Here is a 15,039-nt window from a genome sequence, read left to right on the forward strand (position 1 = left end):
GCAGTTCGCTGCCGGCTTGCGATCACCGCGCTTGCGCGGCATCGAACGATCCGCGCAAGCGGACGAGCAGCGCAATGGTCGCCGCGCTGAACACCGCCCCTGCGTAGAACGTCGCCGCGGCGCCCGCCCTGTCCCACAGGATGCCGGCGACGACGCTCGATACGAGCGTCGCGACGCCACTGAGCAGATTGAAAACGCCGAACGCCGTGCCTCTCAATTCGGACGGCGCGGCACGCGCGACCATCGTGGCGAGCAACCCTTGCGTCATCCCCATATGGAGCCCCCACAGCGCCACGCCGACGAGTACGGTTCCCCAGTGCGTGCCGTGCGCGAGCACGAGGTCGGCTGCGATCAGCATGACGAGTCCGGCCACCATCAGCTTCGTGTGGCTCGTCGTGTCGGCGAGCTTGCCGAACGGATAGGCCGACAACGCGTACACGACGTTCATCGCCACCATCACGAGCGGAACGAGCGCAACGGGTACACCGCTACCCATCGCGCGCAGCACCAGGAAAGCCTCGCTGAAGCGCGCCAGCGTGAACACGGCACCGACGGCGACGACCCACCAGTAGCGCGCGCCGAGTTGCTTCACGACGTCGCGGCGGATCGGGTTGACGCGCTTGTCGCCCGGTGCGCGCGCCGGCTCTTCGATACCGAACGCGAGCAGCGCCACGGCCAGCATGCCCGGGATCACGGCCAGCCAGAATGCGAGGCGGAAGTCGTCGCGCCACATCAGCATGATGGCGACGGCCAGCAGCGGCCCGAGAAACGCACCCACCGTGTCGAGCGACTGCCGCAGTCCGTACGCGGCGCCGCGCAGGTGGACCGGCGTGACGTCGGCCACCAGCGCGTCGCGCGGAGCGCCCCGGATTCCCTTGCCGATCCGGTCGACGATCCGCGCCGTCACCACGACGCCGATCGTCGGTGCGATGGCGAACAGCGGCTTGCTGAGCGCGCCGAGCCCGTATCCGGCGACCGCCAGCCACTTGCGATTGCGCAGATAGTCGCTCAACGTGCCGGAGAACACCTTGACGACCGGCGCCGTCGCCTCGGCGATCCCCTCGATGACACCGATCGTGGTCGCGCTCGCGCCGAGCCCCGCCATCAGGAACATCGGCAACAGGCTGTGGATGATCTCCGACGATACGTCCATCAACAGGCTGACGCAGCCCAACACCCAGACGCTGCGCGGGATCTGGCGAAGAATGCCGGTCGACGATTCGGTCTGCATGGGTCGCTCTCGATTCGGGAATCCTGATACGGGACGCCACCGATACTACTGCGGGCCGGTGACACGCGGCAGGCACGGGCTATCTCGCGCGCGTGATACGTCCTTCCGCGCCATCTGCAAAGCAGGACATAAGCTGGCCGCTTCGGGCTTTCGATACCACCATCACATCGGGCTGGGCATCTAGCGCGGGACATCACCGGATGCGCCGTCAAAGCGGACGCGCGCGGCATGGATGTCGGGATAACGACGATCGGCCCAATCGATGAGGGCCGCCATCGGGTCCAACAGGGATTGGCCTAGCGGGGCCAGACGATATTCGACGCTTGGCGGGCTGGTGGGAAAAACATGGCGGGTGATGAGTCCGTCGCGCTCCAGATCGCGGAGTGTCTGGGTAAGCATGCGCTTGGAAATGTCCGGGATGGCTCGGTGAAGCTCACTGAAGCGCTGCGATCGCGTCGCGAGTTCCATGATCATGAGCATGCTCCATTTGTCGCCGATGCGGTCGAGCACGTCGCGAACCGCGCAGTGTGCGGGCTGGGCGTCGCCCACTTGACGTTGATATCGGCTGAATCTCTCGATCGCATTCCGGGCGGCGCTCATTCGGGTTCCCTTTAACTCTTCTGGTAACAAAAAAGTGCCTCCTTCCGGCGCGAGGCATAGGTCTCTATGATAGACCTGCCCTCACACAAGGACCGCCCATCAGGGAGTTCCAATGTCAAACCCTGTTCCCGCCGGCCTTCCGTACCAGTCACCCCAGCCGCAGCCCCAGCCGCAGAAATGTTGGCGTTCAAGGGCAATATCAATTTCAGGAGAAACACATGTTCTTAGTAATGGGAATTACAGGACGCGTAGGTGGCGCAACAGCCCGACATCTGCTGGCGCAAGGCAGGAAAGTGCGGGCACTGGTCCGCAATCGCGAGAAGGCGACGAATTGGGCGGATCAAGGTGTGGAACTGATCGACGGCGACTGGAATGATGCGGCCGCCGTAGAGAGGGCGCTCGAAGGGGTCGAAGGTGCATTCGTCATGCTGCCGGCTGTTTGGGCACCCTCGCCTGATTTCAGCGAAGCAAAGAGCGTGATCGCGAACTATGTCGAGGCGCTGACCAGGGTGGCACCGCCGCGGGTGGTCGTGTTGTCGTCGATGGGGGCGAACCGAACCAGCGGGCTGGGAATGATCACGGCCCTGTCGCTTCTGGAACAAGGACTGCGCCACCTGACGTTGCCGATCGCCCATGTACGAGCCGGCGGGTTTTTCGAAAACTTCCTTTACGGCCTGCACGTCGCCCAGGGCGGCACGCTACCCGTCTACTACAACCCGACGAGTCGGAAGTCGACCATGGTCGCGACCGACGATGTCGGCGCCGAGGTAGCGACGCTGCTGACCGGGCCCGCGTGGTCCGGGCATCGCGTCGTAGAGCTTGGCTCGATGGTCAGCGCGGATGAAGTCGCGGCCCAGCTGGGCGAAGTCTTGCGGCGCGACGTCAAGGCCTTTGCCATCCCGCGGGCCGGGTGGCCGGCGGCATTCGAACAGTTTGGCATCCCGAAGGGCCAGACCGGATCGGCCGAAGCGATGTTCGATGCCGTCAACGCAGGCTGGATGGACCTCGGCGTCGCGGGTACGGAGCACGTCGTGGGCACGACGTCCCCTCGCGATGTCTTTGCGGCGGCCCGCAACGCCGCTACGGCATGAACAGCGGAGATCGGCCGGCTCGTCCGGCCACGCGGCCACACTGGCCCTCGGCAGCGCCCTCATCAGGGAAGGTAGAACGAATGTCCAAGATTTCCTGGCGCCAGGTATTACCTTGGGTTCTTGCCGCCTTTTTCGTCGTGGGATCGCTCAGCAACATCATCGCCCCGCGATCTATCGTTGAGGAATACTTGAAGTGGGGATATCCGCACTGGTTCCATTTCGTGACTGGTTCGCTGGAACTCATGACCGCCGTTCTGCTGGCGCGAGCACCGACGCGGCTGTGGGGCGCGGCGCTCGGCTGCACCGTGATGCTGGCTGCGCTGGCAACCGTCACGGTCAACGGCGAATACGGACATGGAGTGGCGCCACTTGTCGTGGCGACACTATCGATTGCTGTCGGCTGGATTGCCTGGCGTCAGCGGCTCGCTGCCGGTTCCAAGGCGTGGTCCTGAACCTTGCGCGGCCTTCTAGATGATTCCGCGCGAGCAGGTCGTGCGCGACATCGTGGCGGGTATCGGGCGACGCGCCGACATGATTGTCGCGCCAAAGTCCAACGCCATCGCCGCCAAGGCGCCCGGTTTCCTCAGGCGCTTCATTGAACGCGCCACTTTTCGCAGCGGCGACATCGAACGCGCTGCCCGGCATTGTTGCGCGCAGCCGCCAATAGACCCCAACGCGTGTCGTCATCAGGTTAAATTTAATGACGCATTTTGAGGGTTATACGACCTTTGAGCCATTCAATCCAGGTTCCATAATTTGCGCAGGAATCGAGCCGGAACACGTGCACGAACGCGATTGCGCCTTGTGCGTCCGGTGTGATCAATCTCGAGCAAGGAAAGGAACAGACGATGAGGCTCAAGAACAAGTCAGCTTTGATTACGGGCGGTACCAGCGGCATCGGTCTCGCGACCGCCAGGCTTTTCATTGCAGAAGGCGCCCGAGTTGCGGTTACCGGTCGCGACGATGCAGTGTTCGAGCGCGTGAAGGCCGAGCTTGGCGAGAATGCGTTGGTTCTCAAGGGCGATGTACGTTCGATCGAGGACATGCGAGCGATTGCCGCAGAGGTAAAAGAGCAGTTCGGCGGACTGGATGTCGTGTTCGCCAACGCTGGCTGGGCTTTCCCGTCCGCGGTCAACGACATCGACGACCACCTCTACAACGAGATCATGGACATCAACGTCAAGGGCGTGGTGTTCACGCTTCAAGCGGTGCTGCCGGACTTGCGAGAGGGTTCCTCAGTCATCCTCAACACATCGTTCGTCGCCCAGACCGGCAAGCATGGCATCTCGTTGACCGCGGCGGCGAAGGCCGCCGTGCGATCGCTTGCCCGTAGCTGGTCCCACGAGTTTCTCGATCGCAAGATCCGGTTCAACGCGATCGCGCCTGGCGGCACGGACACGCCCCTGCTCAGCAAGTGGGGGATGTCGGACGAGGATGTCCGCAACTTCAAAAGCGAGTTCGCGAAGACCATCCCGGTAGGCCATCTGGGAAAGGCAGAGGACATTGCCTACGCGGCGCTCTATCTCGCAAGCGACGAATCCTCCTACGTTGTCGGCAGCGAGCTGGTTGTCGATGGCGGCGCCTCGCAGCTTTAAGCCTGCGCGTTCCGATTCAGGAGCCCTGCACGTTCTTCCGGCTCATCCACACCTTGATCACACGTCCACCCGCATGCTTGTCGTGGTGGTTTTCAATCCGGCCCCAACCCTGTTGCGCACGGAGGGGCCGAAGCGCAAGGAGAAATGATCTTGACCGACAGCAGCGAAAAGAATGCCTACGGAAAGGCACTTACCAGAGCAGGCCGCTCGCGCCGCGATATTCTCAAGCTCGGCAGCATCGCCACGCTGGGCGCCGTGCTGGGTGGCGGACCCCTGCTTGGCCACACCACGCCTGCTCTCGCGCGGGCCGCCAGCAACGGAGAACTTGCTCCGGATGACCCGCTCAACATTTTGATTGTCAATTACGACGGAGGGACGCTTCTCGACTTCGCCGGCCCCAGCGAAATTTTCCACCGGTTGCCGAATACGAACGTTCGCTATGCGAGCCTCAATGGGGGCAACGTGACCCTCGAATTCGGGGTCGTGTATGGCAAGACCGAACGACTGGCCGATATCGAAAAGACGGACCTGATTCTGGTGCCCGGCGGGTCCGATTTGACGGCGCCGATGCGGCCCGAGTATCAAGCGCAGATCCGGCGTTTGGCGGAAAGCGCCAAACATGTAACGTCGGTTTGCAACGGATCGCTGGTGCTCGCTGCGACGGGCATTCTCAAGGGCAAGCGAAGCGCCTGCCATTGGGCCTTCGTCAACAAGCTGTCCGAATATGGCGCGATCCCCGTGCCGGATCGGTTCGTGGAAGACGACAACGGCCGCTTCATGAGCGGCGGCGGCGTGACGGCGGGCATCGATTTCGCACTTCGCGTCGCAGAGAAGCTGCGCGGTCGGCAGGCCGCCGAATTCACGCAACTCGTGATCGAATACGATCCCGCTCCGCCGTTCCATTCCGGTCATCCCAGAGACGCACGGCCGGAAATCATCGCGATGGTCGACAAGGAACTGCCTGGTGCATCCAGGGGGCTCGCACGCATCCCTGGCGTTCGCTGAGATGCCCGCGGCCAATGTCGGTGGGACTTGCACGCGTTTCGATGAAGCCGCGGCCGACATCGCTTGCCTCACCTCCCCAAGCTGGCGCAGCCCTTCGATTCAAACCCTGATCGGAAATCCTCAAATGCAACAGATTCGTCGTTTTACTGCAGCCCTTGCAGCCTGCTCTACCTTTTTCGCGTTTGCGGTGCCAGCCATTGCCGGCGGCCCGCAGCCTCAAACCGAAGCGGCCATCAAAGCCGAGAACGCGCGATGGGCGGATGCCTTTGCGCGAGGGGACTACGACGCGATAGGCCGTCTGTATACGAAAGACGGCGCACTCCTGCCGCCCGGCGGCGACAGGGTGACGGGGGGCAGCGCGATTGCCGCGCACTTCGCCAACGGGTATGCCGGGGCAAAACCCGACACCGTATCGTTCAGCAATTACGAGTTCTACGGTAACGACCGGACCGTGACGGAGGTTTCAGATGCGGAAATCCGTGACCATGTTGGAAACCTCAAATACCGCGGTAAGCAGATCCTCCTCTTTCTGAAGGAGGGCGGCGCGTGGAAATTGCATCGCGACATCTGGAATGATTACGCTGCCCAGAAGTCCGACGGCCATTGAGCGCCCCGCGATCCAGGTAGTCACGTACCGCGAGCGCCAATAGCCCGGCGCTCGATCAGCGCGCACTGTTCAATCTGCTCTCGCGCCGGATCGCCTGCGGAGGGTGGCCATACAGCTTGATAAAGGCCCTCCGCATGCGTTCCGGATCAGTGAATCCCACGGCCAGAGCAATTTGTTCGATGGGTTCACTACCGTCCTGCAGGCGCAGCCTCGCAGCTTCGACGCGCAAACGTTCGACCGCCTTGGCAGGTGTTTCCCCGGTTTCCCGACGAAACGCTCGTCCGAACTGCCTCGGACTCAATCTTGCCGCATCGGCGAGTCGTTCCACGGGTAGCGCTTCGGCCAGATGTTCTCTCGCGAAGTTCAGGGCGATGCGGATACGATCCGATTCAGGCTCCATTTGCGACATGGCGGAGAATTGGGACTGCCCGCCCGGTCGACGGTACGGAACAACCAGAAGCCTGGAAACAGCGCGCGCGACTTCCGCACCCATATCTCTTTCGATCAAGCCGAGCGCCAGGTCAATTCCGGAGGCAATGCCCGCCGACGTCCAGATGCGGCCGTCTACGATATAGATGCTATCGCCCTCGACCCGGGCGCGAGGGAAGCGGGACTGCAACAGCGCAGCGTACCGCCAGTGCGTGGTTGCTCTCAAGCCGTCCAGCAAGCCGGTTTCCGCAAGCAGAAACGCTCCGGTACACACGCTCGCCACCCGCGACGCCCTGGCGCACAATTTCCTGGCAGCGGCGATGTTCCCCGGTGTCTGCATCGGGCTGATATCACCGCCCACGAAAACGACGGTGTCAAACATGCGCCTTCCGACCGGCTTGGTTTCGATCGAAAGGCCGGTATTGCCACGTACCGGGCCTCCAGACTGCGAGATGACATGAAGATCGTACGGAGTATGGCCGGCGGCTGTGGCCACCTGATTAAAGGCCGACAGTGGCCCCCCAAGATCGAGAGCGTCGTAGCCACTGCAAACAAAAAACCCGATTCGATGCATGACGGAGTCGTTGGCCGAATACCCTGAGAAGGCGTATTTTACGGACATCCCTCAAATCGTGCCATGCAGGCGGAAATGACAGAAAAACGTCATATGCCCCTCACCCACCAGTTGAAGTGTCATTGGAACGGTAACGACTTCGACCGATTACGCGCCGTGCGGCAGCCGGTCCGCACCGCATGCGTCAGTCAACCCGCCGGCGCGTGAACGCGCCGCGGCGCGCCCCGCGACCGGCTCACTCTGCCAGCAATTCAGCGCCGCGGCGCGACGAGATGCCGGCCAGCTGGTCGGCGGGCTGCGGCCGCGCGAACAGGAAGCCCTGTCCCTGGTGGCAACCGATCTCCTGCAGGAAGGCCAGCTGCTTTGCCGTCTCGACGCCCTCCATCACGACATCGAGCCCCAGCGCGCGCCCCATCGCGACGATCGCTCGCACGATCGCGTCGTCCGTGCTGCCCGAACCGCAGTCCGCGAGGAACGACTGATCGATCTTCAGCGTATCGACGGGCAGATCCTTCAGATACACCAGCGACGAATAGCCCGTACCGAAATCGTCGATCGCCAGGCTGATCCCCCGCGTCGCCAGTTCGCGCAGCAGGATGCCCATTTCCTCGCGGGTGTTCATCGCCATGCTTTCGAGCAACTCGAGCTGCAGGCATTCGGCCGGCAATGCGGTTTCGCTGAGAATGGTCGTCAGGTCGCTGAGGAAGTGGTCGGTAAAGCACTGCCGTGCCGACACGTTCACCGACACACGCCCGAACTCGAAGCCCTCGTCGAGCCAGCGACGCGCCTGCCGGCAGGCTTCGTGCAGCACCCACCTGCCGATCGGGACGATCAGCGCGGACCGCTCCGCCAGCCCGATGAAATCGCCCGGCGGCACCAGGCCCCTGCGTGGATGCAACCAGCGCAGCAGCGCCTCCACGCCGACGATCCGGCCGCTGGCCAGATCGTATTGCGGCTGGTAGAACAGGCGGAATTCATTCTGCTCGAGCGCGCGGTGCAACTCGCCGAGCGTCTCCAGCTGCTCGATCGCCGACGACGTCATCTTGCTCTCGAAGAACTGGAACACGTTCCTGCCGCGGCTCTTCGCGCCGTACATCGCCTGGTCCGCGAGCAGGATCAAGTCCTCCGCCTCGGTGCCGTCGTCCGGATAGATGCTGATGCCGATGCTCGGCGTCACGAAGATCTCGCGATCACCGATATCGATCGCCCGCCCCACTTCGTCCAGCAGCTTGCGCGCAACTCGCCCGACGTCGCGGACATCGTCGACCTCCTCGAGCACGAGCGCGAATTCGTCACCGCCCATGCGCGCCACCGTGTCGTTCGCGCGCACTTTCGCGACGATGCGCTCCGCGACCATCTTCAGCACCTCGTCGCCGGCGTTGTGGCCGAGCGTATCGTTGACCAGCTTGAAGCGGTCGAGATCGAGGTACATCACCGCGACCTTGCGACCGAGCCGCTTCGCGTGGACGATCGCGTGCGCGAGCCGCTCCTCGAACAGCATCCGGTTCGCGAGATTGGTGAGCACGTCGTGCGTGGCGAGATAGCCCAGCCGCTCCTCCGCCTGGCGCCGCTGCGTGATGTCGGAAAAGATCGCCGCGTAGTGGGAGATCTCGCCTTCGCTGTCGCGAATGCTGGTGATCGTCAGGTATTCGAGAAACAGCTCGCCGGTCTTGCGGCGATTCCAGATTTCGCCTTGCCAGTGGCCATCGGTCGTTAGCGAATGCCACAGCTGCTTGTAGAAATCGGGCGTCTGGCGCCCGGAACTCAGCAGGCCCGGGTTGCGCCCGATCACTTCGTCCTCGGTGTACCCGGTCAGGCGCGTGAAGGCCTGGTTGACGCGCTCGATCTTCGCGTGCCGGTCGGTCACCATGATGCCTTCGAGTGCCGATTCGAACACCCGGTCCGCCATGCGCAGGTTGAAGCGCGCGAGACCCAGCGCTTCGTCGCGCTCGCGCAAGGCGCTGCGCAGCTCGTTCGCGTATTCGTGCTCGATGCTCTGCAGCACATCCGCGAAACAGAGCAGCCCGGTCAGCCTGCCATCCTCGTCCTGGATGCCAACATGCCGCATATTGTGCTCGGTCATGAAGCGCTGCGCCGCATACAGGCTCTGCTTGGCGGTCAGCATCTGCAGCGGCTTGCTCGCATAGGCCCCGACCACGCCTTGGGCCCCGCCGTCCGCCAAGAGCCGGACGATGTCCCGTTCGGTCAGGATGCCATGCTCGCCGTCGTCGTAGCTGACGAGGATCGCATCGAGCCGTTGCGCGCGCATCCGCGCGATGACTTCGTGCAGTGCGACCTGCTCGGGCACCACAACGGGCGGATGGACGCAGATCGATTCGATCGGCTTCAGGTGCAGGAAAAATTCCGACCCCTGGTTCACGACGACGTCGGTCTGCGTCAGCACGCCGATCGCGGCGCCATCCCGGACCACCACGAAGTGCCGCACGCCCGACTGCTTGAACTTCATCGCGGCTTCGCCCAGCGGCGTATCGGCCTCGAGCGTCAGCACCGGATGACTCATCACCTCGCTGACCGGCCTATCGAGTTCGCGCGGATCGTCGCCGGCCGACAGTGCATCATGCTCGGTCCAGATCCCGACGACCTCTTCATCCTGCATCACGACGATCGAGCTGCAACGTTCGGCGAACATGCGTCGCGCGACCTCCCGCACCGGCGTGGCGGGCGCGCAGGACAGAATCTGACGCGCAACGAGGCGCGCAATCGGAACATCGTAGCTGTTCGGATACATTCTCTAACCAAGACGAAAAATCCTCGCCGGCGCACGTCGATCCGGCAACCTTCGGGCTCGCCCGCGGCGGCAGGCAAGATACGATCTCACTTGCCCCGAATGGTTGCGTACTCATCGAACTCGCAAACGGGGAATCGACCCATCGCTTGAGGCGTCGTGGCGACGCGCGCGGCACTTTGACCCCGAGACCACGGCCGACGCCCCCTTGTCCGGCGAATCCACACGCCGGCGCACCGCCCTCTCAGGGGCAGCCGCCCTGAGTTAACGGCAGATTCGGACAAGAGTTGAGTGCCAGGACGACATCCGGGTTGCGCGGCGGCAAGTCGAGCGGCTGCGGGCAGGGTGACACGTGCCATCGTGTTCGGATCGACATCGCATGCTCCGCCGATCCCGCTCGCGGCGGGATCGACGCCGTCGGCGACTGCCGGGAAGTCTGGGCGATCGAGGCGAGAATATAGATCGGGCGGGAGAGCGCTTGCCGGCCAGTTCAGAGACGGTTTCAAAAAGGCCCAGTGAAGCTGTCAACTTTCGCGGCGAGCGGTTCGCCCCAGGCATTGGAGCAACCGGGATCGTGGAGATGGGCAAGCTCGTCATCGACGATGAATTGCCGACACTGATCGAGTCGTTACTACCGTCACCAGGCCGCAGCGCGAGAAGAACCCACGCCGCATGCCTGTTTCGAATCGCGCTGCGGCGGGCGGGCCCCACGCATGGTTACCTCGCCTGCCCGTGAGCCGACTTACGGAATCGGAACGGCTTGATCTTCCGGTTTGAAATGAAAATCGTAGTCGTCACTCATCGACTGCGGCGGGGTGATACGGACGATCGGGACGAAGCCGCCGTTGGTGACGTTGTAATAGTCTTTCTGATCCTTTTGCGCATTCGCGAGCGCTTGGCCACCGGGCTCCGAACCGTTCGCCACATAGAAGAACGATTGAATCGGTAGCTCTGCGGGATTGAGGTTTGCCGGCCACGCGGCGATCACGAGCTCATTGTGGTCGCGGAACTCGGTCTCGCCCAGTAGTTGCATTGCCCTGATCAACTGGTTAAATGCGCCAGTTGTATCACCAAAGGGTGAACCGTGCCGCACATCGAAACCGCATTGATAAAGGTTTCTATTACTTCCTGCAGGCGCCGCGTTCCAATCGTTCAACCATGCTTCAGCGGTAACGATTCCTTGCTGCTGACAAAGGACGCTCTGCGCAGGAAACGTCTGCGTCGGTCCGCACCCATGGTCCGTCGATCGGCGGTCGGTCCAGCCGTCCATGGGAAAAGCGCACAGTACCTCGAGCTTCGTTTTATCCGCCGGCCCCTTGTACGGGCCGAGAACCGGAAACAGCGTGAAGCCGTTCGAGCCGCCGTTCTTGAATCCGCCGAATTTTGCGTCTTTGCGAAGATAGGAAAACGAGACGCGACCGGTTGCCACGTCTTCAGGAGAAGGTTGCCACGAATAATAGCCTGGCCCCGGTACGGTTTCGCGAATGATGATACCGGTGCATAAAAATACGGGAGCGGTATTGCTGCCGCAGTCTCCGTGCGTATCCATGTATTGATGCCACATGTCGCGCGCCGTGTGGGCGGTTGCGGCGCTTAGCACCTCGGCGGCGTTGACCGAAGCGGACCAGATAAATGTCGCGACGAAGGCAAACCGATACAGCATCTTTCTCATCTATCTCCTCCACCTACTAAGCACTGGCTCTTTATGTTCGTCGTATCCATACGCCAGCATTTAATGGATGAACGGACGTTATTCCCAATCACTAAAGTGGGTAACTGTCATTTACGACAGTTGGGCACGATAGGTATTTGTGTCCTTAGAGACGGTCCCGTAAAGATCGGCCGGCCCGGTGAACGGTATTCCAGCAGATCAGGCCGCAGCCGAGTTCGAGGAACGCGCCGTGAATGCCGGTACGGTACCTCGCGATCACCGGCTCGATACCGCGATTGAGCAACGCTCGTCGATGTCGCTCGAAGTCTTAGCCGCGATCGGCGTAGGCCAAACGCGGTTCCGTGCAGCGGGTGGCCGCGCAATCGTGGAGTAGTATTCCCCCATGTCCAAGTCATTGCTCGGCCTCTGCGGCGCACCGCCAACCATCCGTGACGAGGGCGGCAAGCTCGTTAAAGGGTTTGGAAACCGCTTCAACGATACGTGTGGTGGCGTCGGCCGTGACAACGGCATTGATTGATGGGAATGCATCATGTCAGCTGATTGGAAGCACCGTGCCAGGCTATTTATCCAGCGTTTCTGGCAGCCGACCAGTGCATGCATGACCTGCATGCCGGGGAGCTGGGGCAGTATTACGAGCGTTGCCCACTGGACGATTGCATTTCATACAGGTCTGCTTACCGGGCTCCTGGCTGTACTTTTGACTTTCACGCCTGCGGCGAAACTCTACGAGCATCGATACGGCAATGCGCTGGTCGTTGGCTTCCTGACAACGCTAGGCGACGCCTACTCGCATACGAGTCACTACCGTATCCCCTATGTCGAGCACATCTTGACGGGTGCAATTTCAGGTCTCTTGACGCTGGTGGCCTCATATCTTTTCGAAGACCGCGCGCGACGCCTTCGGGCGGTATGGGCCCGAGTTTTCGGATAGCTTATCCGGTGACTTTCTGAACCCTCCTGGCCGAGCGGAAAGAGGCTCCCCGGTGTGGATACGCTTCATGATTGGGCGACTGCGTATGGACAACGGGAGTTCGCGGCCGTTACATGCCCCAGCGTCAGGGTGCGGCCACGAGCGGTCATAGCCGTAAAGCGCAAAATGTTCTCCATAGCGGTCGTGGGTGGCGTCTATTTCGGACAAAAACAGTGCCCCACGCAGTGCACAATCCGGGATCGTCGCACGTTGATCAGCCTTTCCGATATTGTCTCGAGCCTCGTCGCTCGAGGGTCATGTTATGTCGACGAGGATTCTGCGGCCTTGGCCAGCTTCGCCATTGCCTTCCTTGCCGAACGAAGTTGTTCATCGCCCATCCGACGGGCGAGTTCTGCCTTGGCCCAATTCCACACCGGGAACGCGTCGACCATGAGTTGACGCCCCGATGTCGTCAGAACCAGCCGCTTTCCAGCGCGACCACGTCCGCCTGTCGCGCTGACCAAATCTCTGCTCTCCAGATTCTGAACATTCCGGCTGAGGGTAGTCGGATCGACCCCGGCACTATCGGCAAGCTCGACGAGCGTCGCCCCTTCGGCCGCACCGATCCCAACCAAGAGGCTGAATTGCTCGGCCGTCAGCCCGAGCGGCTTGAAGCAGGCATTGTAGTAGCGCGTTAGTGCACGCGCCGTTGCACGAGCCTGGAAGCCCGGACACTCCGCTGCGACGTCTTTCAAAGATTCTGGATCAAAACCGTTCACGTCTACCTCGTTGACAGCACTATCCTTGCATAATAATGTATATGCATTATTAGTGAGGGCACAATGCCAGCATACGTACACGTCAACCTACGCGTCATCGACTCCGCCAAGCAGGCCGCGCTCGCTCCACGTTTTCAGGCGGCGCTAACAGAGGCGGGCGGGAAGATCCTGCATTTCGGTCCTGTTGCGCAGATTCTAGAGGGGGATGAGGCGCCGCTGCCGATGGCCGGCGTGTTTGAGTTTCCGACTCTCGCCCAGGCGCTGGCCTTCTACAATTCCGAGAGGTATGCGCCGATCAAGGCCGAACGTCGGGAAGCCCAGCAAGCGCGGATGTTCATAGTCGAAACGCACTCGTGAGTGACCGCTTTCGGAAGGCGTGACGGTCCAGATTGGGTCGAACCGCGACATCCGCGAAAAACCATTCTTTCGAAACGAAGGCTTGTCGAAAGAAATCCGCTCCGCTAGACTGCTCTTCGTCTTTGGGGAGTAGCCTGCTTTCCGCCCCGCGGAAAGCGAACGCGTCAACACACTCGGCTTTCGGCCGTGGCGCGTTCGGCCGATTCGGTCTGGCGAGACCATGGGCGCATCGCGTCGTTCCTGGTCGGACGTCGGCGGATGTGCCATGGTTCGTCAGCGTCCGACCACGGAGTCCCCATGTTCCTCCCAGCCGTTCCCCCGCGCCCCATCGCCCGCTACGCACCAGCCTGCGGAGGTGCCGCATGACTTTCATGTTCGTCGAACTGGCGTTCATGCTGATCGTGATCCTCGTGGCCGCCGAACTCTTCACCAATGCGCTCGAACATCTCGGCGAACGTCTGAAGATTTCCGAAGGCGTGACCGGTTCGCTGTTCGCGGCCGTCGGCACCGCGCTGCCCGAAACGATGGTGCCGCTGCTCGCGCTGGCCGGCGGCACGGCGAACCAGGCGGTGAACGAGGAAATCGGCGTCGGCGCGATTCTCGGCGCGCCGCTGATGCTCGCGACGCTCACCACCTTCCTGATGACGCTCGCCGTGATCCGCTCGCGCGGCCTGCGCGGCACGATCGCGCCCGAACGCACGGGTTTCGTGCGCGACATGAACTACTTCCTGGCCGCGTTCTCGCTGGCGACCGCGGCGATGTTCGTCCCGCATCACGACTGGGCCGTGCGCGCGCTGCTTTCCGCGATGCTGGTCGGCATCTACGTGATGTACGTCGTGATGACGTTCCGCGCGTCGAACCAGCTCGTCGATGCCGGGCACGGCACCGAGGCGCCGCATACGATGTTCCTGGCGCGCACGGGCCTGCCGACCAACCTGGCGACCATCGCGCTGCAGTTGCTGCTTGGCGTCGCGCTGCTGGTCGGCGGTGCGAAGGGCTTCATTCATGGCGTGGAGGGCGTGTCGCACGTGCTCGGCATATCGGCGCTGCTGCTGTCGCTGATCATCGTGCCGATTGCCACGGAATTGCCGGAGAAGGTCAACAGCGTGCTGTGGATCCGCCGCAAGAAGGATACGCTCGCGTTCGGCAACATCACCGGCGCGATGGTGTTCCAGGGCACGTTGCTGCCGGCGATCGGCATCATGCTGACGCCGTGGGAACCGCGCCTCGAAGTGCTGACCGGCGTGATCATTACGCTCGCGGCGGCGGCGTGGCTGCGCGTCAATGCCCGCCCGCGCGGGCTCGCGATCTGGGCGTTGCTGGCGAACGGCGCGGGTTATGTGGTGTATCTGTTCCTGACGCTGGCGCGCTGACGCCGGAATCGGGCGCATTGCCCGATACGCACACGCGCGCGGACGCGGCAACGTCCGCCGCGTCCGCGCG

At 62.4% G+C, this 15,039-nt stretch carries 16 protein-coding genes, 1 pseudogene and 1 riboswitch; of the genes and pseudogenes, 10 read left to right on the top strand and 7 right to left on the bottom strand.

Going from position 1 to position 15,039, the window contains the following annotated elements:
• Positions 1 to 22: 22 nt before the first annotated feature.
• Together ACPUER_RS04710 and ACPUER_RS04715 are read right to left on the bottom strand one after the other, a co-directional pair.
• Positions 23 to 1,231, bottom strand: coding sequence for an MFS transporter (locus ACPUER_RS04710; protein ID WP_425130485.1), 1,209 nt, complete (start codon positions 1,229 to 1,231; stop codon positions 23 to 25).
• Positions 1,232 to 1,411: 180 nt separating this feature from the next.
• Complete coding sequence (locus tag ACPUER_RS04715) at positions 1,412 to 1,831, bottom strand: helix-turn-helix domain-containing protein (protein WP_310130721.1); 420 nt, start codon at positions 1,829 to 1,831, stop codon at positions 1,412 to 1,414.
• A gap of 218 nt (positions 1,832 to 2,049) precedes the next feature.
• Here ACPUER_RS04715 and ACPUER_RS04720 point away from each other — a divergent pair, with 218 nt between their 5' ends.
• The 6 genes from ACPUER_RS04720 to ACPUER_RS04745 all read left to right on the top strand — a co-directional run bounded on the left by ACPUER_RS04720 (position 2,050) and on the right by ACPUER_RS04745 (position 6,129).
• The gene (locus ACPUER_RS04720; protein WP_425130486.1) at positions 2,050 to 2,922 is read left to right on the top strand and encodes an NmrA family NAD(P)-binding protein; all 873 of its coding nucleotides are present in this window, start codon (positions 2,050 to 2,052) and stop codon (positions 2,920 to 2,922) included.
• 80 nt (positions 2,923 to 3,002) lie between these two features.
• Positions 3,003 to 3,374, top strand: a complete 372-nt coding sequence (locus tag ACPUER_RS04725) for a DoxX family protein (RefSeq protein ID WP_072438321.1) — start codon at positions 3,003 to 3,005, stop codon at positions 3,372 to 3,374.
• A 19-nt stretch (positions 3,375 to 3,393) separates the two neighbouring features.
• Positions 3,394 to 3,636, top strand: coding sequence for a hypothetical protein (locus ACPUER_RS04730; RefSeq protein ID WP_425130487.1), 243 nt, complete (start codon positions 3,394 to 3,396; stop codon positions 3,634 to 3,636).
• Positions 3,637 to 3,770: 134 nt separating this feature from the next.
• A complete protein-coding gene (locus ACPUER_RS04735) occupies positions 3,771 to 4,517 on the top strand; it encodes an SDR family oxidoreductase (protein ID WP_425130488.1) in 747 nt (248 codons plus the stop codon).
• Between the two features lie 150 nt (positions 4,518 to 4,667).
• On the top strand, positions 4,668 to 5,522 hold the full coding sequence (locus ACPUER_RS04740) for a DJ-1/PfpI family protein (RefSeq protein WP_425130489.1): 855 nt from the start codon (positions 4,668 to 4,670) through the stop codon (positions 5,520 to 5,522).
• Positions 5,523 to 5,646: 124 nt separating this feature from the next.
• Entirely contained in the window at positions 5,647 to 6,129 is a 483-nt protein-coding gene (locus tag ACPUER_RS04745) for a YybH family protein (protein WP_175960404.1), read from the top strand.
• A 55-nt stretch (positions 6,130 to 6,184) separates the two neighbouring features.
• Here ACPUER_RS04745 and ACPUER_RS04750 read toward each other — a convergent pair whose 3' ends face one another.
• From ACPUER_RS04750 to ACPUER_RS04765, 4 genes and pseudogenes are all read right to left on the bottom strand, one after another.
• A complete protein-coding gene (locus ACPUER_RS04750; protein WP_425130540.1) occupies positions 6,185 to 7,132 on the bottom strand; it encodes a GlxA family transcriptional regulator in 948 nt (315 codons plus the stop codon).
• 235 nt (positions 7,133 to 7,367) lie between these two features.
• The gene (locus ACPUER_RS04755; protein ID WP_425130490.1) at positions 7,368 to 9,881 is read right to left on the bottom strand and encodes an EAL domain-containing protein; all 2,514 of its coding nucleotides are present in this window, start codon (positions 9,879 to 9,881) and stop codon (positions 7,368 to 7,370) included.
• A 739-nt stretch (positions 9,882 to 10,620) separates the two neighbouring features.
• A complete protein-coding gene (locus ACPUER_RS04760) occupies positions 10,621 to 11,550 on the bottom strand; it encodes a hypothetical protein (protein WP_425130491.1) in 930 nt (309 codons plus the stop codon).
• Positions 11,551 to 11,695: 145 nt separating this feature from the next.
• Positions 11,696 to 11,912: pseudogene (locus tag ACPUER_RS04765) on the bottom strand (IS5/IS1182 family transposase); the annotation flags it as partial.
• A 20-nt stretch (positions 11,913 to 11,932) separates the two neighbouring features.
• On the opposite strand from ACPUER_RS04765, the gene ACPUER_RS04770 reads away from it, so the two are divergent.
• Both ACPUER_RS04770 and ACPUER_RS04775 read left to right on the top strand, forming a co-directional pair.
• Positions 11,933 to 12,067, top strand: a complete 135-nt coding sequence (locus tag ACPUER_RS04770) for a hypothetical protein (protein WP_279610699.1) — start codon at positions 11,933 to 11,935, stop codon at positions 12,065 to 12,067.
• A 12-nt stretch (positions 12,068 to 12,079) separates the two neighbouring features.
• Positions 12,080 to 12,481 carry a hypothetical protein gene (locus tag ACPUER_RS04775; protein WP_244137281.1) on the top strand — a complete coding sequence of 134 codons (402 nt, stop codon included), beginning with the start codon at positions 12,080 to 12,082 and terminating at the stop codon, positions 12,479 to 12,481.
• A 299-nt stretch (positions 12,482 to 12,780) separates the two neighbouring features.
• Here ACPUER_RS04775 and ACPUER_RS04780 read toward each other — a convergent pair whose 3' ends face one another.
• A complete protein-coding gene (locus tag ACPUER_RS04780) occupies positions 12,781 to 13,239 on the bottom strand; it encodes a MarR family winged helix-turn-helix transcriptional regulator (RefSeq protein WP_310130691.1) in 459 nt (152 codons plus the stop codon).
• 63 nt (positions 13,240 to 13,302) lie between these two features.
• Here ACPUER_RS04780 and ACPUER_RS04785 point away from each other — a divergent pair, with 63 nt between their 5' ends.
• The gene (locus tag ACPUER_RS04785) at positions 13,303 to 13,596 is read left to right on the top strand and encodes a DUF1330 domain-containing protein (protein ID WP_175960396.1); all 294 of its coding nucleotides are present in this window, start codon (positions 13,303 to 13,305) and stop codon (positions 13,594 to 13,596) included.
• 112 nt (positions 13,597 to 13,708) lie between these two features.
• Positions 13,709 to 13,885: riboswitch (yybP-ykoY riboswitch) on the top strand.
• 73 nt (positions 13,886 to 13,958) lie between these two features.
• Positions 13,959 to 14,969 (top strand): sodium:calcium antiporter, encoded by a 1,011-nt coding sequence (locus ACPUER_RS04790; protein WP_175960393.1) that lies wholly within the window; start codon positions 13,959 to 13,961, stop codon positions 14,967 to 14,969.
• The last annotated feature ends 70 nt before the right edge of the window (positions 14,970 to 15,039 follow it).

The organism is Burkholderia sp. DN3021, from assembly GCF_049805555.1.
GTDB lineage: Bacteria > Pseudomonadota > Gammaproteobacteria > Burkholderiales > Burkholderiaceae > Burkholderia > Burkholderia pyrrocinia_C.